We start from the raw sequence: 19598 nt of genomic DNA on the forward strand, positions 1-19598 counted from the left end.
CGCAGCCCGCGCCCACCACACAGCAGGTCATCCGGAGGCACCCCCTTGTCCACGCCCGTCCACGACGACCCCCTGTCCCGCGAGCGCGCCCACCTGGCCGCGTCCCGGTCCGCGCTGCGCGCCATGCGGGAGGACGTCGAGTCCCTAGACATCACCGACGTCACCGCGAACTGGGTCAACGCCGCCGTCCTGGAGAGCCAGATCGAGGACCGCATCAAGGCGCTCGCCGACCTCAGCGACACCCCGCTGTTCTTCGGCCGGCTCGACTACCTGCACGCCCCGGGGGCGGAGCAGGCCGAGGGGGCGGACGGGGAACGCTTCTACATCGGGCGCCGGCACGTCCACGACGCGGACGGCGACCCGATGGTGATCGACTGGCGGGCGCCGGTCTCGCAGCCGTTCTACCGGGCGTCGAAGAAGGACCCGCTGGACGTCGGGCTGCGCCGCCGCTTCGGCTACACCGGCGGGGAGCTGACGGCGTACGAGGACGAGCACCTGTCCGACCCGGCCGAGGCCGCGGCCACCAGCAAGCTGCTCCAGCGGGAGATCGAACGGCCCCGTGTCGGCCCGATGCGCGACATCGTGGCGACGATCCAGCCCGAGCAGGACGAGATCGTGCGCGCGGGGCTCGCCGGTTCGGTCTGCGTGCAGGGCGGCCCCGGCACCGGCAAGACCGCCGTCGGCCTGCACCGGGTCGCCTACCTCCTCTACGCCCACCGCGAGCGCCTCGCCCGCACCGGCACCCTGGTCATCGGGCCGAACAAGTCCTTCCTGCACTACATCGAGCAGGTGCTGCCGGCCCTCGGCGAGCTGACGGTCCGCCAGGCCACCGTGGACGACCTGGTCGCGCACGTGGAGGTGCGCGGCACGGACGACGCCGCGGCGGCCGTGATCAAGGGCGACGCGCGGATGGCGGAGGTGCTGCGCAGGGCGCTGTACTCGCACGTCACCCCGCCTACCGAGGGGGTCGTCGTCGTGCGCGGATCACGCCGCTGGCGGGTGGCGGCGTACGAGCTGGAGGACATCGTCCGCGAACTGCTCGCCCGCGACATCCGCTACGGCGCCGCCCGCGAGGCCCTTCCGCAGCGGATCGCGCACGCGGTACTGGTGCAGATGGAGCGGGCCGGGGAGGCGCCGGACGACCGGGTGCAGAACGCGGTGGCGCGCAACGCCGCGGTGAAGGCGGCGGTGAAGGCCGTCTGGCCGCAGGTCGACCCGGCGAAGCTGGTGCTGCGGCTGCTGACGGACGCGGACTTCCTCGCCGAGCACGCCGAGGGCATCCTCAGCGAGGACGAGCGGAAGGCGATCCTGTGGGTGAGGCCGGCCCGCTCGGTGCGGTCCGCCAGGTGGTCGCCCGCGGACGCGGTGCTGATCGACGAGGCGACCGACCTGATCGAGCGCACGCACTCCCTCGGGCACGTGGTCCTCGACGAGGCGCAGGACCTCTCCCCCATGCAGTACCGGGCGGTGGGCCGGCGCTGCACGACCGGCTCGGCGACCGTCCTCGGCGACCTCGCGCAGGGCACGACGCCCTGGGCGACGCGGAGCTGGGAGGAGGCGCTGGGGCACCTGGGCAAGGACGATGCCGTGATCGAGGAGCTGACGGCCGGTTTCCGCGTGCCGACGGACGTCATCACGTACGCGTCCCGGCTGCTGCCGTACATCGCGCCGGGGCTGACGCCGGTGGCGTCGATCCGTGAGAACCCCGGTTTCTTCGAGGTCCGGGCGGTGGACGCCGGGACGGCCGACGTGGTGGCGGCCTGCCGGGAGCTGCTGTCCCGCGAGGGCTCGGTCGGTCTGATCGCCGCCGACGCGCGGGTGCCGGAGCTGGCGGACGCGCTCACCGCCGCCGGGATCGGGCACCTCGGCCCGGGCGAGGAGACGACGCGGGCCACCCGCCTCACCCTGGTCCCGGCCTCCCTGGCCAAGGGCCTGGAGTACGACTACGTGGTCCTGGACGAGCCCCGGGCCGTGGTCGACGCGGAACCGGACGAGCGCACCGGGCTGCGCCGCCTGTACGTCTGCCTGACCCGCGCGGTCTCGGGCCTCCTGGTGACCCACGCCACGGACCTGCCTGCGCAACTGACGGCCGCATAGCCCCTGGCACGGCGCCGTCGTGGCCGCGGGCACCACGCCGTGCTCGCTGTCGGCACGGCACCGCCCCAGCCACGGGCACCGCGCCGTCGGTACCCGCGGGCGCCGCACCGTCATAGCCGCCGGCGCCACGCCGTGCTCGCTGCGGGCGCCACGCCGTCATAGCTGCGGGACGGGCGACGACATGCCTCAGGCCAGAGGAGTGGCCGCGGCTGCGGGGCGGGACGACGACGACGCTCAGTGCGGCACGACGACGCGGCTTCGCCGCGAGACGGCGTCGCGGCCGGCGGCTACCCGTCCAGCACGCCGCGCCACTGCGCGACCGCCTCCGCCGACACCGGCCCCTCCCACCCGGAGGGCCTCGCCGCGCCGCCGATGTGGAAGCCGTCGATCCCCGCGTCCAGCAGCGTGGGCAGGTGCTCCAGCCGCAGCCCGCCCCCCACCAGGAGCTGCTGCTCGTACCCCGGCTCCCCCCGCCGCCGCGCCTCCGCGAGCAACGTGGGAAGGCCCTCGCCCACACCCCCGGCCGCCCCGGCCGTCAGATATGTGTCCAGCCCGGGGAAGTCGGCGAGCTGCTTGCGCACCGCGTCCCGGTTCACGGCCCGGTCGAGGGCCCGGTGGAACGTCCACCGGCATCCCTCGAGCGCCCCCGCGACCCGCTCCACCGCCGAGAGGTCCACGTCCCCGTCCGCGTCGAGGAACCCGAGCACGAACTGCTCCGCCCCGGCCGCCCGCATCTCCCCGGCGACCCCGGCCAGCCGCTCGACGTCCCCCGCAGCGAACCCGTCCGCGAGCCGCAGCATCACCCGTACGTCGATGTCGACGGCGGCGCGGATCGCGGCGACGGTCCCGGGCGACGGGGTCAGCCCGTCGGCCGCCATGTCGGTGACCAGTTCGAGGCGATCCGCGCCTCCGGCCTGGGCGGCGACCGCGTCCTCGACGTCGAGGGCGATCACCTCCAGGACTGCACGCTTGCTCATGGGGCCCCATTCGTCAGGCTTCTCGGACCACTACAGGTCTAGAGGTCTAGTCCAATCCGATCCAAGCCTACGCCGGACACGGGTGGCCAGGGGCCCGCACCCCGTGATCAGCCGCCGAAGATGTTCAGCTCCGCCGCCTCGACACCCGCCAGCTCGTACCCGGCCCCGCCGTCCACCTCGCGGCCCGCGTACAGCCGCACCAGCGTCGCCGCGTCCCCGATGAACCGCCCCGGCGGCCGCTCACCGCTCGCCTCGCCCAGCTTCAGCGGTTCGTCCACGTCGTCGAGGTCGGCGTGCAGGGGGACGTGGCCGCGGGCCCGGGTGACCGTGGTCAGCAGCGTGAGCGCCTCCGGCAGCCCGCGCCCCGCGTAGGCCCCCGGCGCCTGGAGGGCGACCCGCACATCGCCGGCGTGCACCCACTCGCCCAGGGCGATCTGGTCCAGCACACCCCCCGCACGGGCGATCGCCGGGCCGGCCTCGGTCATGCCGCGCTCCAGCTCGTCCACGATCCGGGCGTTGCTCCAGTCCGCCCGCTCGGCGATGTCGCGCTCATTGGCCTCGGGCGAGAAGACGCCCTCCCCGAGCCGGCCCTCCACCACCCGCACCAGCGCGGACGAGCAGTGCGCCAGCACGTCCCGCACGCTCCAGCCCGGGCAGGCGGACACGGGCAGCGCGAAGTCCCCCTCGTCCAGGGCCCGCAGCAGCGGCACCCACTCGTCCCGCTCGACGACCAGCAGCCGTCCGGGAAGCTCGGGGTCTCGTACGTCGTACACGTCAGCAGGTGTCGTCATGGCTCCACGGTAGGGCCGAGGAGCGGGCCGCCCCCGAAGGAACGGCCCAGGAACCGGCACGGCCTCACACCGAGGCGCCGGGGGACGCCGCCGGGGAACGCGGACCGGGCGGCAGGGCGCCACCGCGAGGGCTCTTGCGGGAACAATGGCCCCATGGCCGACACCGACGCCCTGCGCATCCGCTTCGCCCGTGCCCTGACCGGAGTCCGGGGGTCCGCCGACGGGCCGGACCCGGCGCCGTACGCCGCCCATCTGCTCGCCCGGTGGCAGGAGCCGCAGCGCCGGTACCACACGGTCGCCCACCTGACCGCCGTGCTGGACCGCGTCGACCTGCTCGCGGAACACGCCGCCGACCCGGACGTCGTACGCCTCGCCGCCTGGTTCCACGACGCCGTGTACCTGCCCGAGCGGTCCGAGAACGAGGAGCGGTCGGCCCGGCTGGCCGAGCGGGCGCTGCCCGAGGCCGGGGTTCCGGAGGCGAAGACCGCCGAGGTGGCCCGGCTGGTGCGGCTCACCGTCTCCCACGACCCGGCCGCCGACGACCGCGACGGGCAGGTGCTGTGCGACGCCGACCTGGCGGTCCTCGCCTCGCCCCCGTCGGCGTACGCCGCCTACACGGCCGCCGTCCGCGAGGAGTACCACTTCGTGCCGAGCGACGCCTTCCGTGAGGGCCGCTCCGCCGTCCTGCGCCAACTGCTCGCCCTGCCGCGACTGTTCCACACGCCGTACGGGCAGCGGGAGTGGGAGGCCACCGCGCGCTACAACCTCCGCGGCGAACTGGAAATGCTCTCGCCCGGGGAGAGCCCGGCCCCGTAGCCTGCCCGGCATGCGAACCATGGGCGGGGAACAGGTGGAAGAGGCCGTGGCGGGCGCGGTGGCGCTGCTGCGGACGTTGGTGGACCGGGACTGGGAGGCGGCGCGGGCCGGGCGCCTGGAGTGGAGCTGCCGGTACACGGCGGAGCACATCGCGGGCGATCTCCTCGCCTACGCCGGGCAGTTGGCGGGACGGGCGACCGACGCCTACGTGCCCTTCGAGATCACCCTCGACGACGGCACCGGCAACGAGGACGTGCTGAACGTCATCGAGACGACCGGCGCCCTGCTCGCCGCCACCCTCCGCACCACCCCGCGCGAGGTCCGTGCCTTCCACCCGTACCCCTTCCGCAGCGCCAACCGCGAGGGGTTCGCCGCGATGGGCGTCACCGAAGTGCTCGTGCACACCCACGACATCGCCGAGGGGCTCGGCCTGGCCTACGAGCCGCCCGCCGGGCTGTGCGAGGACGTGCTGACCCGGCTCTTCCCGCACGTCCAGCCCGCCACCGACCCCTGGCGCACCCTGCTGTGGGCCACCGGCCGCGGTGAACTGCCCGGACGCGCCCCGCTCACCGCATGGCGCTGGAACAACAACCTCGTGATCCCCGCCGGACGCCTCACCCTCCAGGGCGTCACCCCCGCGGCCGCGACGGACCTGGCCGCGGGCGGCGACGGCGGCTTCGTCTGGGTCGAGGGCGGGCCGTTCCAGGGCACGCGGGACGCCGCCGGGATGCTGCTGAAGGCGTACGAGGCCGGCGTGCACCGCCCCGAGTGGGGCATGTTCGTGCTCGTCCGCGCCGAGGACGGCCGCGCGGTCGGCGGCATGGGCTTCCACGGCGCGCCCGGCGAGGACGGCCGGGTGGAGATCGGCTACGACCTCGCCGTGTCGGCCCGCGGCAACGGGTACGCCACCGAGGCGCTGCGCGCGCTGTCCGCGTGGGCGCTGGAGCGCGAGGAGGTCGCGTCCGTGTTCGCCACGACCGACCCCGGCAACACGGCGTCCCAGGCGGTCGTCCTGCGCGCCGGTTTCACCCGGGTCGCCGACGACGAGGAGCAGTTCGCCTACGAGCTGCGCCGCTGACGCTCGTCGCCCTTGCGCCGTCGCAGCCCCGCCCCGTGCAGCAGCCGCACCACCTCGCGGCTGCTGATCTCCAGGGCTCCGGCGGCGACGGCGTCCGGGTACCGGTGGCTCGGGATGTCGTAGTGATCGCGCTCGAAGGCGCGGCGCGGCACGCCCAAGGTCTCGGCGAACGCGTGCAGTTCGGCGTAGGAGAGGTCGCTGACGAGATGCGACCACATGCGGCCGTGGCCCGGCCAGTCGGGCGGGTCGATGTAGACGGTCACCGGGGCGCCCCTACGAGGACTGCGTGCCGCCCGTGGCGGCGCCCAGCGAGCCGACCGCCGCGACCTTCACGCCCGCCTTGCCGCACACCCAGTGCGGATCCGGGCCGAGTTCGGGCTCGACGTCCAGCGCGTGCGGGTCGCCGGAGCCGCACACCGGGCACAGCGGCCAGCGGCCGTACCGCTCCAGCAGGGCGTCCTGCACGTCCTGCGCCACCAGACCGGCCACGAACTCCGCGCCCTCGGGCCACTGCTCGACCCACCAGCGCCGCTGCACGACGGCCTCCTCGACCAGCGACACGACGTCCGCCTCGGCGACCTCGCCCGCCACGAGGTCGGCGAGCACCAGGGCGCGTGCGGCGTGCAGTGCCTGTTCCAGGGGGCTGATGGGGTCCATGTCCCCATTGTGCGCACTCTTGACCCGCGGACCGAAACGAAAATATCTTTCATGAGTGACCGATGACGTGAAGGAAACTTTCGCGGACGCCCCCGGTGGCCGCCGCACCGCGACAGGCGGGGGCGCGCCGCCCGCGCCGGCCGCCCTCGCGGCCAAGGTGCGGACGCTGGCGCCGTCGATGACCCGCTCCATGCAGCGGGTCGCCGAGGCCGTCGCGGGCGACCCGGCCGGCTGCGCGGCCCTCACGGTCACCGGTCTCGCGGAGCTCACCGGCACCAGCGAGGCCACCGTCGTACGCACCGCCCGGCTGCTCGGCTACCCCGGTTACCGCGATCTGCGCCTCGCGCTCGCCGGGCTCGCCGCGCAGCAGCAGTCCGGCCGCGCGCCCGCCATCACGACCGACATCGCGGTCGACGACCCGATCGCCGACGTCGTCGCCAAACTGGCCTACGACGAGCAGCAGACCCTCGCCGACACCGCCGCCGGCCTGGACACCGTCCAGCTCGGCGCGGCCGTCGCCGCCCTCGCCGCCGCGCGCCGCACCGACGTGTACGGCATCGGCGCCTCCGGGCTGGTCGCCCAGGACCTCACGCAGAAGCTGCTGCGCATAGGGCTGATAGCGCACGCCCCGAGCGACCCGCACCTCGCCGTCACCAACGCGGTGCAGCTCCGCTCCGGGGACGTCGCCCTCGCCATCACGCACTCCGGGTCGACGGGGGACGTCATCGAGCCGCTGCGGGTCGCCTTCGAACGCGGCGCCACGACCATCGCCATCACCGGCCGCCCCGACAGCCCCGTCACGCAGTACGCCGACCACGTGCTGACCACGTCCACGTCGCGGGAGAGCGAGCTGCGGCCGGCGGCGATGTCCTCCCGCACGAGTCAGCTCCTGGTGGTGGACTGCCTGTTCGTGGGCGTGGCGCAGCGGACGTACGAATCGGCCGCGCCGGCTCTGGCAGCGTCGTACGAGGCGCTGGCGCACCGGCACGGGGGGTCGCACGGCAGACCGTAGGACCGTGTCGTAGGTACAGGAACCTGAGTCGAAAAGAGCCGCTCCGTCATGACCTCAACCCCTCACCACCCCGACCTGCGCTCCCAGTTGGAGACCCTGACCACCGAGGCGTTCCGGCCCGAGCTGGCCGAGATCGACCGGATGCCCACCCTGGAGATCGCGCGGCTGATGAACGGCGAGGACACCACCGTCCCCGCCGCCGTCGCGGCCCGGCTGCCCGAGATCGCCGCCGCCGTCGACGCCGTCGCCGCCCGGATGAGCCGCGGCGGCCGGCTGGTCTACGCGGGCGCCGGCACGGCCGGGCGGCTCGGTGTGCTGGACGCCTCCGAGTGCCCGCCCACCTTCAACACCGCGCCCGGGCAGGTCGTCGGCCTGATCGCGGGCGGCCCGGACGCCATGGTCAGCGCCGTCGAGGGCGCCGAGGACTCCGCCGAACTGGCCCGCGCCGACCTCGACGCCCTCGGCCTCACCCCCGACGACTCGGTGGTCGGCATCTCGGCGTCCGGCCGCACCCCGTACGCCATCGGTGCCGTCGAGCACGCCCGCGCGCTCGGCGCCCTGACCGTCGGCCTGTCCTGCAACGCGGGCAGCGCGCTCGCCGCCGCGGCCGAGCACGGCATCGAGGTGGTCACCGGACCCGAGCTGATCACCGGCTCCACCCGGCTGAAGGCGGGGACGGCGCAGAAGCTGGTCCTGAACATGCTGTCGACGATCACGATGATCCGGCTCGGCAAGACGTACGGAAACCTGATGGTGGACGTGCGCGCCTCCAACGAGAAGCTGCGGGCCCGCTCCCGCCGCATCGTCGCCCTGGCCACGGGCGCGGCGGACGACGACATCGAGCGGGCCCTGACCGCGACCGACGGCGAGGTCAAGCACGCGATCCTGGTCCTGCTGGGCGACGTGGACGGCCCGACGGCCGCCCGCCTTCTGGAGGACTGCGGCGGCCACCTGCGCGCCGCGCTGGCGGCGGCGAACGGCTGACCGCAGGCTCGGGGGGTGCACAAGGACCCCCACGCCACGGCCGCCGCGCTGCTCCCCCTCGTCGGCGGCCCCGCGAACGTCACCTCCGTCGCCCACTGCATGACCCGTCTGCGCCTCGGTCTCGCCGACCGTTCCCGCGTGGACGACACGGCCCTGCGCGCCGTCCCCGGCGTGCTCGGCGTAGTCGAGGACGCCGGGTCGTACCAGGTGGTGCTGGGACCGGGACGGGTCGCCCGGGTGACGGAGGCGTTCGAGACACTGCTGGGCGCCGGCACGGGCGGGGAGACGCCGGGGGGAAGCGGCGCACCCGTCGGGGACGACACCGCGGCCCGTCTCGCCCGGCGCGGGGCCGAGCTGAAGGCCCGGCAGAAGCGGCGCGACGCCACGCCGCTGAGGACGGCGCTGCGGCGCGTGGCGAACGTCTTCGTCCCGCTGATCCCCGCCCTGATCGGCTGCGGCATCGTCGCGGGCGTCGGCGGGCTGCTCACCAACCTCGGCCTGCTCCCCGGCCTCACCCCCGCCCTGACGGCCGTCTCCTCCGCCTTCATGGCGCTGATCGCGGTGTTCGTCGGCGTCAACACGGCGAAGGAGTTCGGCGGGACGCCCGTCCTCGGCGGCGCGGTCGCGGCCGTCGTCGTGTACCCGGGCGTGGCGAAGGTCACCGCGTTCGGCGTCGCGCTCGCCCCCGGCCAGGGCGGTGTCCTCGGCGCGCTGGCGGCGGCGCTGCTCGGCACGTACGTCGAGAAGTGGTGCCGCGCCCGCTTCCCCGGCACCCTCGACGTCCTGCTCACTCCCACCCTGACGGTGCTGGTGTCCGGCCTGGTCACGCTGTACGTGCTCATGTACGCGGCCGGCGCGGTCGCCACGGCCGTCGGCACGGCGGCGACCTGGCTGCTGACGACCACCGGCGTCCTGGCCGGGCTGGTCCTCGGCGGCCTGTTCCTGCCCCTGGTGATGCTGGGGCTGCACCAGGCCCTCATCCCCCTGCACACCACGCTGATCGAGCAGCAGGGCCACACCGTCCTGCTGCCCGTCCTCGCCATGGCGGGCGCGGGCCAGGTGGGCGCCGCGGTGGCGGTCTACGTGCGGCTGCGCCACGACACGTCCCTGCGCACGACGATCAGGTCGGCGCTGCCCGCCGGGCTGCTCGGCGTGGGCGAACCGCTGATCTACGGCGTCTCGCTCCCCCTCGGCCGGCCCTTCCTCACCGCCTGCGCGGCACCGACGTGGGGGCGACGGCGATCGGCCCGTCCGGCTGGGCCCTGTTCCCGCTCCTCGCGGGCGGCGGAGGCTGGGCGGCGACGGCGGCCGTGTACGGCGGCGGGCTGCTCACGGGATACCTGGCCGGATTCGCGGCGACGTACTTCTTCGGCCTCGGCGACCATGTGCGGGCCGTGCGCGCGGGCGGGGAAACCGGCGCCGTGTGCGACCCTGAACACCATGAACCACGCCCGGCTGACCGCCCTGGGCCGCGCCCTGCGCCTCCTCGGTGAGCACGGCGAGGCCCTGACCGCCGACACCACCGACGCCACGCTGCACGAGATCCGCGCGGACCTGAAGCGCGCCCTGGACCGGCTGGAGGAGAGCGTCACCACGGCCGCCCCCAGCACGCGCTGCCCCGAGCATCCGAACGGTCCGGTCGACGAGGCCGCCCCCGACCTGTGCCTGCTGTGCGAGACCCGCCGCCGCGCCGCGCGCCGCGCCGAGTACAACGGCGGCCCCCTCCCGGCCCGGCAGACCGAGCCGGTGCAGTCCCGGTACGGGATGCGCGGCGACCGGCCGCAGCCCCAGCAGCGCTGGCTGCCGGAGGCGTGGAACGGCCAGGCGTGGCAGCTCTGCGGCACCCCGCGCCGCGACCGCCGCGAGGCCGAGCTCTACATCGCCGCCCAGCTCCGCGCCCCGCGCGCGGCCATGGCGTACCGGCTGGTGCACGAGTTCACGGACTACGAGGTGCTGCGGGTGTGGGGGACGCCGGTACGGGTGGACATCGAACCGATGGGCTGAGGACGGCCCCCCGGCCCCGGCCCCCCACTCGGCCCTCCGCCGCGGCCGGCCTCAGCGGACCACCTCGAACACGTTCTTCTGGATGCCGTTGGCGTACGCCTCGTGCTCGACCAGCCGCAGCTTCTGCGTGTCCTTGTCCGTGTCGCTGAACAGCCGCTTGCCCGCACCGAGCAGCAGCGGGAAGACCAGCAGGTGGTAGCGGTCGATGAGCCCGGCGTCCGAGAGGGACCGGTTGAGGGAGGCGCTGCCGTGGACGATGATCGGGCCGCCCTCGGTCTCCTTCAGCGCGGCGACGTCGTCGAGCGAGCGCAGGATCGTGGTCTCGCCCCAGTTCGTCACCAGGTCGCCGTCGGTGAGGGTGGTGGACACGACGTACTTCGGCATCACCTTGTAGTCGGCGAAGTCCGCCATGTCCGGCCAGACCGCGCTGAACGCCTCGTAGCTGACCCGGCCGAGCAGCATGGCCGCGGCCTCCTTCTGCTCCCGGCCCTTGATCTCGTAGGCCTCGGGGAGGAAGTCCACGTCCTTGAAGGTCCAGCCCGAGTTCCGGTATCCGGGCTCCCCGCCGGGAGCCTCCACGACTCCGTCGAGCGAGACGAAGGCGGTGCTGATCAGCGTGCGCATCAGAGGTCTCCTGGGTTCTCGTGCCTGCGAGCGTTCCATTGTCGCCGTTCACGGGGTCAGACCGCGCGGGACACGAGAACTCATCGGTCGCCGGTTCAGCTCAGCGTCCTGAGGGCCGCCGCGTCGAACGGCGCCAGCTCGTCGAAGCGGCCGGCCAGGACCTTCTCGGCCCACAGGGGGTCCTGGAGGAGGGCCCGGCCGACGGCCACGAGGTCGAACTCGTCGCGCTCCATGCGGTCCAGCAGCCCGTCGAGGCCGCCCAGCCCCGCGCCCTCGCCCTGGAACGCCCTGCCGAACTCGCCGTCGAGGCCCACCGATCCGACCGTGATGGCCGCCTTGCCGGTGAGCTTCTTGGTCCAGCCCGCGAGGTTGAGGCCGGAGCCGTCGAACTCCGGGAGCCAGTGGCGGCGCGTGGAGGCGTGGGCCGTCCGCCGTCAGTGGCCCGGCTCATACGCAAGGGCCGAGCCGTGGTCCGGACACGCCCGAGGGCGGCACCCCCGGCCTGGGCCAGGGGTGCCGCCCTCGGTACGTGAAGGACGGTCGATCAACCCGGGGGTCGATCAGAAGTCCATGTCACCGCCCGGCATGCCGCCCGGAGCGGCCGCGGCGGCCTTCTCCGGCTTGTCGGCGATGACGGCCTCGGTGGTGAGGAACAGCGCCGCGATGGAGGCGGCGTTCTGCAGGGCGGAGCGGGTCACCTTCGCCGGGTCGATGATGCCCTCGGCGATCATGTCGACGTACTCACCGGTCGCGGCGTTCAGGCCGTGGCCGACCTGGAGGTTGCGGACCTTCTCCACGACGACGCCGCCCTCGAGACCACCGTTGACGGCGATCTGCTTCAGCGGGGCCTCCAGGGCGAGCTTCACGGCGTTGGCGCCGGTGGCCTCGTCACCGTCGAGCTCCAGCTTCTCGAAGACCTGGGAGGCCTGGAGCAGGGCCACGCCACCACCGGCGACGATGCCCTCCTCGACGGCCGCCTTCGCGTTGCGGACGGCGTCCTCGATGCGGTGCTTGCGCTCCTTGAGCTCGACCTCGGTGGCGGCACCGGCCTTGATGACGGCCACGCCGCCGGCCAGCTTCGCCAGACGCTCCTGGAGCTTCTCGCGGTCGTAGTCCGAGTCGCTGTTCTCGATCTCGGCGCGGATCTGGTTGACGCGGCCGTTGACCTGGTCGGTCGAGCCGGCGCCGTCGACGATGGTGGTCTCGTCCTTGGTGATGACGACCTTGCGGGCGCGGCCCAGGAGGTCCAGGGTCGCGTTCTCCAGCTTGAGGCCGACCTCCTCGGAGATGACCTCGCCGCCCGTGAGGATGGCGATGTCGCCGAGCATGGCCTTGCGGCGGTCGCCGAAGCCAGGGGCCTTGACGGCGACGGACTTGAAGGTGCCGCGGATCTTGTTGACGACCAGGGTCGACAGGGCCTCGCCCTCGACGTCCTCGGCGATGATCAGCAGCGGCTTGCCCGACTGCATGACCTTCTCGAGGAGCGGGAGCAGGTCCTTGACGTTGGAGACCTTGGAGTTGGCGATCAGGATGTACGGGTCGTCGAGGACGGCCTCCATACGCTCCATGTCGGTGGCGAAGTACGCCGAGATGTAGCCCTTGTCGAAGCGCATACCCTCGGTGAGCTCCAGCTCCAGACCGAAGGTCTGGGACTCCTCGACGGTGATGACGCCTTCCTTGCCGACCTTGTCCATGGCCTCGGCGATGAGCTCGCCGATCTGGGTGTCGGCGGCGGAGATGGAGGCCGTGGAGGCGATCTGCTCCTTGGTCTCGACGTCCTTGGCCTGCTCGAGCAGGGCGGCGGAGACGGCCTCGACGGCCTTCTCGATACCGCGCTTCAGGGCCATCGGGTTGGCGCCGGCGGCCACGTTGCGCAGACCCTCGCGCACCAGGGCCTGGGCGAGGACGGTCGCGGTGGTCGTACCGTCACCGGCGACGTCGTCCGTCTTCTTGGCGACTTCCTTGACCAGCTCGGCGCCGATCTTCTCGTACGGGTCCTCGAGCTCGATCTCCTTGGCGATGGAGACACCGTCGTTGGTGATCGTGGGCGCGCCCCACTTCTTCTCGAGGACGACGTTGCGGCCCTTGGGGCCGAGCGTCACCTTGACGGCGTCCGCGAGCTGGTTCATGCCGCGCTCGAGGCCGCGCCGCGCCTCCTCGTCGAACGCGATGATCTTGGCCATGTGAAGTGGTCCCTCCAGGACTGGGGGTGATTCCTTCGGACCGCGCCCGCGCCCGCGACGGACGGCTCGCCGGCCTCGTGGTTCCTTCCCCACCCGGCCCGCGGGCCTCACCGACCCGGTCCTTCGTTGTCACTCTCACCTTCAGAGTGCTAACGCAATGATTAGCACTCGCCCCTGTCGAGTGCAAGCGCCCGCCGGGGATCGGGCCGCCGTCTCCGCCGCCCGCGAACACCGTCCGGGCCCGCCGCGGCCGGACAGACCGAAGGGCCCGCACCCCCAGTGGGGTGCGGGCCCTTCGGAGAAGACCGCCGGCTTGCGCGGCCGCACGTTCTCAGGCGCTGAGGCGGACCATGTCGGCCTGCGGGCCCTTCTGACCCTGCGAGATCTCGAACTCGACCCGCTGGCCTTCTTCGAGGGTGCGGTAGCCGTCCATCTGAATCGCGCTGTAGTGGACGAAAACATCCGCACCACCGTCGACCGCGATGAAGCCGTACCCCTTCTCCGCGTTGAACCACTTGACGGTGCCCTGAGCCATGCCTAACTCCCCTATTACTGGCCCTTGCACAGATCCACACTTCGCGGATCCGGGTCAGACCTCGCCCCCCGATGGGTGGGGGCGTGCGCCGGAACGCGTCGACCGCGGCTGAATGTATCTGTCCAACTGCCGTCTGCAACAGGTCAATCGGACGAGAAATCTGGACGCACCCGGTCCGGAATGTGGCCGAAATTCGCCTTAATTCAGGGCAAGTCGGGCCGCACAAAGCGAACAAAAGCCGCGAAATACGCCCACACTTTGGCTACTTCTTGTCGGGCGGACGGCAGAAATTCATGGGCGCCGATCTGGAGATCAGGGCCGCGTTCCCCAACTCTACCGCGCTCAATCACATGGAATTGCCCCCTCCGCTTCTCTCACGGAGGGGGCAATTCGATGAACTCTGCGTCACGCCGATTACCAAAGGTAACGGACGGGACCGTCAGCCGCCGGCGACGGCCGGGATGATGGACACGCCGGCGCCGTCCGGCGTCGCCGTCTCCAGGCCCTGCTCGAAGCGGACGTCGTCGTCGTTGACGTAGACGTTGACGAAGCGGCGCAGCTTGCCCTGGTCGTCCAGGACGCGGGCGGCGATGCCGGTGTGGTTCTTCTCCAGGTCGGAGATGACCTCGGCGAGGGTGGCGCCGTCGGCGGCGACCTCCGCCTGTCCGCCGGTGTAGGTACGCAGGATGGTGGGAATGCGAACGGTCACGCTCACGTGGAAACCTCCGGTCTGGTGACGACCCCGGGGGCGCGGGGCAGTGTGGGACATGCGGCTGTCGTCGCGGGCACGGCCGGCCGGCGACGGCCCGCGGACGGGTACGGCGGGACGGCCGCTAGACGAGCCCCGCCTCGCGGAACGAGTCCAGGCTGGGACGGATGGTCGCGGTCAGCCCGGTGCCCGCCACCGCGTCCAGCGTCTTGAGGCCGTCACCCGTGTTGAGGACGACCGTGGTCAGCGACGGGTCCAGGACGCCGTTCTCGATCAGCTTCTTGGTGACGCCCACCGTCACACCGCCGGCGGTCTCGGCGAAGATGCCCTCCGTGCGGGCGAGCAGCTTGATCGCCTCGACGACCCGCGCGTCGTCGACGTCCTCCACCGCGCCGCCGGTGCGGCGGGCGATGTCCAGGACGTACGGCCCGTCGGCCGGGTTGCCGATCGCCAGCGACTTGGCGATGGTGTTCGGCTTCTGCGGGCGCACCACCTCGTGCCCGGCCTTGAAGGCGGTGGACACCGGCGAGCAGCCCTCGGCCTGGGCGCCGAAGATCTTGTACGGCTTGTCCTCGACCAGCCCGAGCCCGATCAGCTCCTGCAGACCCTTGTCGATCTTCGTGAGCTGGGAGCCGGAGGCGATCGGCACGACGATCTGGTCGGGCAGCTCCCAGCCGAGCTGCTCGCAGATCTCGTACGCGAGGGTCTTGGAGCCCTCGGCGTAGTACGGCCGCAGGTTGACGTTGACGAAGCCCCAGCCCTCGCCGGCCGGGTCGCCGATCAGCTCGGAGCAGAAGCGGTTCACGTCGTCGTAGTTGCCCTCGATGCCGACCAGGTCACCGCCGTAGACGGCGGCCATGACGACCTTGCCCTGCTCCAGGTCGTGCGGGATGAACACGCAGGAGCGGAAGCCGGCCCGGGCGGCGGCGGCGCCGACGGCACCGGCCAGGTTGCCGGTGGAGGAGCAGGACAGGGTGGTGAAGCCGAAGGCGCGGGCGGCCTCCAGGGCCTGGGCGACGACGCGGTCCTTGAAGGAGTGCGTCGGGTTGCCGGAGTCGTCCTTGACGAACAGCCCGCCGGTGACGCCGAGTTCCCGGGCGAGGTTGTCGGCCTTGACCAGCTTGGTCCAGCCCGGGTTGATGTTCGGCTTGGTCGCCACGTCGGCGGGGACGGGCAGCAGGGGGGCGTAGCGCCAGATGTTCGCGGGGCCCGCTTCGATGCGCTTGCGCAGTTCCTCGGTGTCGTAGGCCGAGAAGTCGTAGGCGATCTCCAGCGGGCCGAAACACTCCTCGCAGGCGAAGACCGGACCGAGGGGGACGCGGTGGCCGCATTCCCGGCAGGAGAGCGCCGTGGCGGGGCCCAGATCGACGGGGGAGGCGGAGTCAGCGGGGGTGTCGGTGGTGCTTGCGACAGTCTGCACAGCCATGTGAGGCGAGGCCCTTTCTCCTCATCTTCCTCACGACGCATCTCGCCGTGAGACGGATTTGGCACCTTCCCTAGCCGGGAGCCTCGCGCTGCGATCGTCCGTGATCTGCGAGAACCGACTGGAGGGTTGCCGGGGCTTCATCGGGCCGTGTCCCTCTGCCCCTCTGGATGAGCGGTATGTGGTTGTTCTGCACTGGTTCACGCGTCGACCCCGGCATGTGCGGGTCCTCCGCGTTGTTCAAGACTGTAACCGACGCCCACGACAGTTGAGATAGTCGTCCGTACAGCGAGATGGATCACGAAGGAGCCCACCGACCGTGCTGGAAGAAGTCGAGCGCTGGCTGGGCGCGCGGTCCTGGTCCGTCGCGGACCGGCCGCTCGCCCGGATCATGGCCGCCAAGCGCGCCACCGGCCAGACGGTCAGTGTGGTGCTGCCCGCGCTCAACGAGGAGGCGACCGTCGGCGACATCGTCGCGGTGATCCGCCGCGAGCTGGTGCGCGAGGTCCCCCTCGTGGACGAGATCGTGGTCGTGGACTCCGGATCGACCGACCGCACGTCGGCGGTGGCCGCCGCGGCCGGGGCGCGGGTCGTCCACCGCGACGAGATCCTGCCCCGCCTGCCCGCGGTGCCCGGCAAGGGCGAGGTGCTGTGGCGCTCGCTGCTGGTCACGAGCGGCGACATCGTCTGCTTCGTCGACGCCGATCTGCGCGACTTCTGCGCGGACTTCGTCTCCGGCATCGTGGGCCCGCTGCTCACCGATCCCGAGGTGCACCTCGTGAAGGCCATGTACGACCGCCCGCTCGGCACGGCCGCCGGCGGGGGCGGCCGGGTCACGGAGCTGATGGCGCGCCCGCTGCTCAACATGCACTGGCCGCTGCTGGCCGGCTTCGTCCAGCCGCTCGGCGGCGAGTACGCGGCCCGCCGCTCGCTGCTCGAACGGCTTCCCTTCCCCGTCGGATACGGGGTGGAGCTGGGCATGCTGGTCGACGCCCTGCACATGGTCGGCCTGGACGCCCTCGCCCAGGTCGACGTCGGCGTCCGCAGGCACCGGCACCAGGACGGCCGGGCGCTCGGCCGGATGTCCGCCGCGATCTACCGCACCGCCCAGCTCCGGCTCGCCCGCGGCCATCTGGTGCGCCCGTCCCTGACCCAGTTCGAGCGGGGCGCGGCCGGTTTCGAGCCGCGCACCTACTCGGTGGACACCGAGGAGCGGCCGCCCATGGCGCAGATCGCGGAGTACGCGGCGCGGAGGGTGGCCTGACCCACGCCGGCGCCGGGGCACGTTTGAGCTTTTCGGGGCCGGGCTAGGTTGAGGCGTATGGCTTCAACCTTCGGTGCTGCTCAGGTACTGGTCGCCTCCAACCGGGGGCCCGTCTCCTACCAGGTGCGCGAGGACGGTTCGCTGCACGCCAAACGGGGCGGCGGCGGGCTGGTCTCCGGGCTGTCGGCCATCGGGCCGGACGCGGGGGCGCTGTGGGTCTGCTCCGCGCTCAGCGACGGCGACCGCGAGGCGGTGCGGCGCGGGGTCGGCGAGGACGGCGTCAGGATGCTGGACGTCCCGGCCGACGTGCACACGGACGCGTACAACGGGATCGCCAACTCGGTGCTGTGGTTCGTGCACCACATGCTGTACCAGACGCCCCTCGAACCCGTCTTCGACGCGGAGTTCCGGCGGCAGTGGGCGTCCTACGAGGCGTACAACCGGGCCTTCGCCGAGGCGCTGGCGGAGGAGGCCGCCGAGGGCGCGGTCGCGATCGTGCAGGACTACCACCTGACGCTGGTGCCGGGGATGCTGCGCGAGCTGCGGCCCGACCTCAGGATCGGGCACTTCTCGCACACGCCGTGGGCGCCGGTCGACTACTTCCGGATGCTGCCGGACGACATCGCCGAGCAGGTGCTGCGCGGGATGCTGGGCGCCGACCGGCTCGGGTTCCTCACCCGGCGGTGGGCCGACGCGTTCACCGCCTGCTGCGACGCGCTGGTGGGCGGGACCGGGGACACCGAGATCGGCGTGCACGGGCTGGGCGCGGACGCGGACTTCCTGCGCAAGCGGTCCCACGAGGCCGACGTGGACGAGCGGATGGCCGCGCTGCGGGAGGAGATCGGCGAGGGGCGCCGCACGATCGTGCGCGTGGACCGGACCGAGCTGTCCAAGAACATCGTGCGGGGCCTGCTGGCCTACCGGCGGCTGCTCGCCGACCGGCCGGAGTGGCGCGAGCGGGTCGTGCACGTGGCGTTCGCCTACCCGTCGCGGCAGGACCTCGCCGTGTACCGGGAGTACACGGCCGAGGTGCAGCGGGTCGGGCAGGAGATCAACGCGGAGTTCGGGACGGAGGGGTGGACGCCGGTCGTCCTGCACGTCGAGGACGACTTCGCGCGGTCCCTGGCGGCTTACCGGCTGGCGGACGTCGCCCTCGTCAACCCGATCCGCGACGGGATGAACCTCGTGGCGAAGGAGGTGCCGGTCGTCTCCGACGAGGGGTGCGTGCTGGTGCTCTCGCGCGAGGCGGGGGCCTTCGAGGAGCTGGGCGAGGACGCGGTGGTGGTGAACCCGTACGACGTCACCGGGACGGCACAGGCGCTGCACGAGGCGCTGTCCGTGGGGGCGGCGGAGCGGGCGGAGCGGTCGAAGCGGCTGGCCGCGGCGGGGACGGCGCTGCCTCCGGCGCGGTGGTTCCTGGAGCAGCTGGAGGCGTTGCGGGGCGCCCGGCGCTGACGCCGGGCAGGGCGGGTGCGCCGACCCGGTGTCGCCTGGTGCCTCCCCCCGTTCTCGGCTTCGCGCGAGCGGGGGGAGGCACGATCGCCCGCCGCTAGGACGGAAGGTGCTCGGCCAGGGTCCGCAGGAGGGTGACCACGCCCGCGGGGCCGTCGACCACCAGGTCCGCCTGGTTGCGCAGTTCCGTCACCTCGTCGCTCCCGCTGCACACGAGGACGCCCGGAGTGCCCGCCGCGCGCAGGCCGGCGACCGCCGCGAAGGCGGGCAGGTCGCCGAGGTCGTCGCCGGCGAACAGCACCGCCCCGGCACCCACCTCCCGGACGTACTCCCGCAGCGCGACCCCCTTGTCCACGCCGGGCGGCCGCAGCTCCAGCACCAGCCGCCCCGGCTCGACGACGAGGCCGTGCCGGGACGCCAGCCCGGCGAGCGGCGCCCGCAGCGCCTCGAAGGCGCCCTGCGGATCGGCGGCCCGCCGCGTGTGCACGGCGACGGCGCGCCCCTTCTCCTCGATCCACGCCCCGTCCCCGCCGTCGGCGGCCGCCAGCAGCCCCGGCAGCTCGGCACGCGCGGCGTCGACGCCCGGATGCGGAGGCGGCGCCGTGACGGCCCCGGTCGCGGCGTCCCAGCGCTCGGCGCCGTAATGGCCGAGCACGACGAGGTGGTCCAGGCCCGGCACGTCCGCGAAGCCCCCGTGGCGTACGGCGACCTCGGCCGGACGGCCGGTGATCACCGCGACGGAGGCGACCTTCGGGGCGAGCGCCGCGAGGGCGGGCACCGCGTCCGGATGGGCGCGGGCCCGGTCGGGATCGGGCACGATCGGCGCGAGCGTGCCGTCGAAGTCGAGCGCGATCACCGCACGGCCGGGACCGGCGAGGAGGGCGTCGAGCCCCTCGCGGCCGGCCGCGGTCACGGGCGTCGGCAGACGGTCCGGGGTGACCTGGGAATCGGGGGTGGAATCCTTGTGGCTGCCCATACGGCGAACCTATCCC

The 19598-nt window shown here is 73.0% G+C and carries 18 protein-coding genes, 2 pseudogenes and 1 riboswitch; of the genes and pseudogenes, 9 read left to right on the top strand and 11 right to left on the bottom strand.

Annotated features, from left to right (window positions below):
* The first annotated feature begins 45 nt into the window (after positions 1–45).
* Entirely contained in the window at positions 46–2097 is a 2052-nt protein-coding gene (locus ACH499_RS18990; protein ID WP_399017044.1) for a HelD family protein, read from the top strand.
* 287 nt (positions 2098–2384) lie between these two features.
* On the opposite strand, the gene ACH499_RS18995 is transcribed toward ACH499_RS18990, so the two are convergent.
* Complete coding sequence (locus ACH499_RS18995) at positions 2385–3074, bottom strand: copper homeostasis protein CutC (RefSeq protein WP_399017046.1); 690 nt, start codon at positions 3072–3074, stop codon at positions 2385–2387.
* Between the two features lie 107 nt (positions 3075–3181).
* The gene (locus tag ACH499_RS19000; RefSeq protein WP_356204509.1) at positions 3182–3865 is read right to left on the bottom strand and encodes a maleylpyruvate isomerase family mycothiol-dependent enzyme; all 684 of its coding nucleotides are present in this window, start codon (positions 3863–3865) and stop codon (positions 3182–3184) included.
* Positions 3866–4018: 153 nt separating this feature from the next.
* Here ACH499_RS19000 and ACH499_RS19005 point away from each other — a divergent pair, with 153 nt between their 5' ends.
* Together ACH499_RS19005 and ACH499_RS19010 are read left to right on the top strand one after the other, a co-directional pair.
* Positions 4019–4681, top strand: coding sequence for a hypothetical protein (locus ACH499_RS19005; RefSeq protein WP_399017048.1), 663 nt, complete (start codon positions 4019–4021; stop codon positions 4679–4681).
* A 10-nt stretch (positions 4682–4691) separates the two neighbouring features.
* Entirely contained in the window at positions 4692–5759 is a 1068-nt protein-coding gene (locus ACH499_RS19010) for a GNAT family N-acetyltransferase (RefSeq protein WP_399017050.1), read from the top strand.
* Here ACH499_RS19010 and ACH499_RS19015 read toward each other — a convergent pair.
* Both ACH499_RS19015 and ACH499_RS19020 read right to left on the bottom strand, forming a co-directional pair.
* Positions 5741–6022, bottom strand: a complete 282-nt coding sequence (locus tag ACH499_RS19015; RefSeq protein ID WP_399017052.1) for a DUF4031 domain-containing protein — start codon at positions 6020–6022, stop codon at positions 5741–5743. The two genes, ACH499_RS19010 and ACH499_RS19015, sit on opposite strands and share 19 nt — an antisense overlap.
* A 10-nt stretch (positions 6023–6032) precedes the next feature.
* Positions 6033–6416 carry a hypothetical protein gene (locus ACH499_RS19020; RefSeq protein WP_356204501.1) on the bottom strand — a complete coding sequence of 128 codons (384 nt, stop codon included), beginning with the start codon at positions 6414–6416 and terminating at the stop codon, positions 6033–6035.
* A gap of 55 nt (positions 6417–6471) precedes the next feature.
* On the opposite strand from ACH499_RS19020, the gene ACH499_RS19025 reads away from it, so the two are divergent.
* From ACH499_RS19025 to ACH499_RS19040, 4 genes and pseudogenes are all read left to right on the top strand, one after another.
* Positions 6472–7428 (top strand): MurR/RpiR family transcriptional regulator, encoded by a 957-nt coding sequence (locus ACH499_RS19025; protein ID WP_399017055.1) that lies wholly within the window; start codon positions 6472–6474, stop codon positions 7426–7428.
* A 48-nt stretch (positions 7429–7476) separates the two neighbouring features.
* Positions 7477–8412, top strand: coding sequence for an N-acetylmuramic acid 6-phosphate etherase (gene murQ / locus ACH499_RS19030; RefSeq protein WP_356204496.1), 936 nt, complete (start codon positions 7477–7479; stop codon positions 8410–8412).
* Positions 8413–8427: 15 nt separating this feature from the next.
* A pseudogene (locus tag ACH499_RS19035) lies at positions 8428–9905 on the top strand (PTS transporter subunit EIIC).
* Complete coding sequence (locus ACH499_RS19040) at positions 9853–10416, top strand: hypothetical protein (RefSeq protein ID WP_356204491.1); 564 nt, start codon at positions 9853–9855, stop codon at positions 10414–10416. The pseudogene ACH499_RS19035 and the gene ACH499_RS19040 overlap by 53 nt, the downstream one beginning before the upstream one ends.
* 51 nt (positions 10417–10467) lie before the next feature.
* Here ACH499_RS19040 and ACH499_RS19045 read toward each other — a convergent pair whose 3' ends face one another.
* The 6 genes and pseudogenes from ACH499_RS19045 to thrC all read right to left on the bottom strand — a co-directional run bounded on the left by ACH499_RS19045 (position 10468) and on the right by thrC (position 15893).
* The gene (locus tag ACH499_RS19045; protein ID WP_365596761.1) at positions 10468–11040 is read right to left on the bottom strand and encodes a dihydrofolate reductase family protein; all 573 of its coding nucleotides are present in this window, start codon (positions 11038–11040) and stop codon (positions 10468–10470) included.
* Between the two features lie 95 nt (positions 11041–11135).
* Positions 11136–11462, bottom strand: a pseudogene (locus ACH499_RS19050) (12-oxophytodienoate reductase); the annotation flags it as partial.
* A 138-nt stretch (positions 11463–11600) separates the two neighbouring features.
* The gene (groL, locus tag ACH499_RS19055) at positions 11601–13223 is read right to left on the bottom strand and encodes a chaperonin GroEL (RefSeq protein WP_356204487.1); all 1623 of its coding nucleotides are present in this window, start codon (positions 13221–13223) and stop codon (positions 11601–11603) included.
* Positions 13224–13554: 331 nt separating this feature from the next.
* Positions 13555–13758, bottom strand: a complete 204-nt coding sequence (locus tag ACH499_RS19060) for a cold-shock protein (protein ID WP_004929928.1) — start codon at positions 13756–13758, stop codon at positions 13555–13557.
* A gap of 439 nt (positions 13759–14197) precedes the next feature.
* The gene (locus ACH499_RS19065; protein WP_356204485.1) at positions 14198–14473 is read right to left on the bottom strand and encodes a MoaD/ThiS family protein; all 276 of its coding nucleotides are present in this window, start codon (positions 14471–14473) and stop codon (positions 14198–14200) included.
* Between the two features lie 118 nt (positions 14474–14591).
* Positions 14592–15893 (bottom strand): threonine synthase, encoded by a 1302-nt coding sequence (gene thrC / locus ACH499_RS19070; protein WP_399017058.1) that lies wholly within the window; start codon positions 15891–15893, stop codon positions 14592–14594.
* A gap of 18 nt (positions 15894–15911) precedes the next feature.
* Positions 15912–16067, bottom strand: a riboswitch (SAM riboswitch).
* A 142-nt stretch (positions 16068–16209) separates the two neighbouring features.
* On the opposite strand from thrC, the gene ACH499_RS19075 reads away from it, so the two are divergent.
* Together ACH499_RS19075 and ACH499_RS19080 are read left to right on the top strand one after the other, a co-directional pair.
* On the top strand, positions 16210–17154 hold the full coding sequence (locus ACH499_RS19075) for a glucosyl-3-phosphoglycerate synthase (protein ID WP_356204481.1): 945 nt from the start codon (positions 16210–16212) through the stop codon (positions 17152–17154).
* Positions 17155–17211: 57 nt separating this feature from the next.
* Positions 17212–18609 (top strand): trehalose-6-phosphate synthase, encoded by a 1398-nt coding sequence (locus tag ACH499_RS19080; protein ID WP_399017060.1) that lies wholly within the window; start codon positions 17212–17214, stop codon positions 18607–18609.
* Between the two features lie 94 nt (positions 18610–18703).
* Here ACH499_RS19080 and otsB read toward each other — a convergent pair whose 3' ends face one another.
* Positions 18704–19582 carry a trehalose-phosphatase gene (gene otsB, locus ACH499_RS19085; RefSeq protein ID WP_356204477.1) on the bottom strand — a complete coding sequence of 293 codons (879 nt, stop codon included), beginning with the start codon at positions 19580–19582 and terminating at the stop codon, positions 18704–18706.
* Positions 19583–19598: the final 16 nt, after the last annotated feature.

It is taken from the genome of Streptomyces sp. NPDC018947 (assembly GCF_044390505.1).
In the GTDB taxonomy this organism is placed as follows: Bacteria; Actinomycetota; Actinomycetes; order Streptomycetales; family Streptomycetaceae; genus Streptomyces.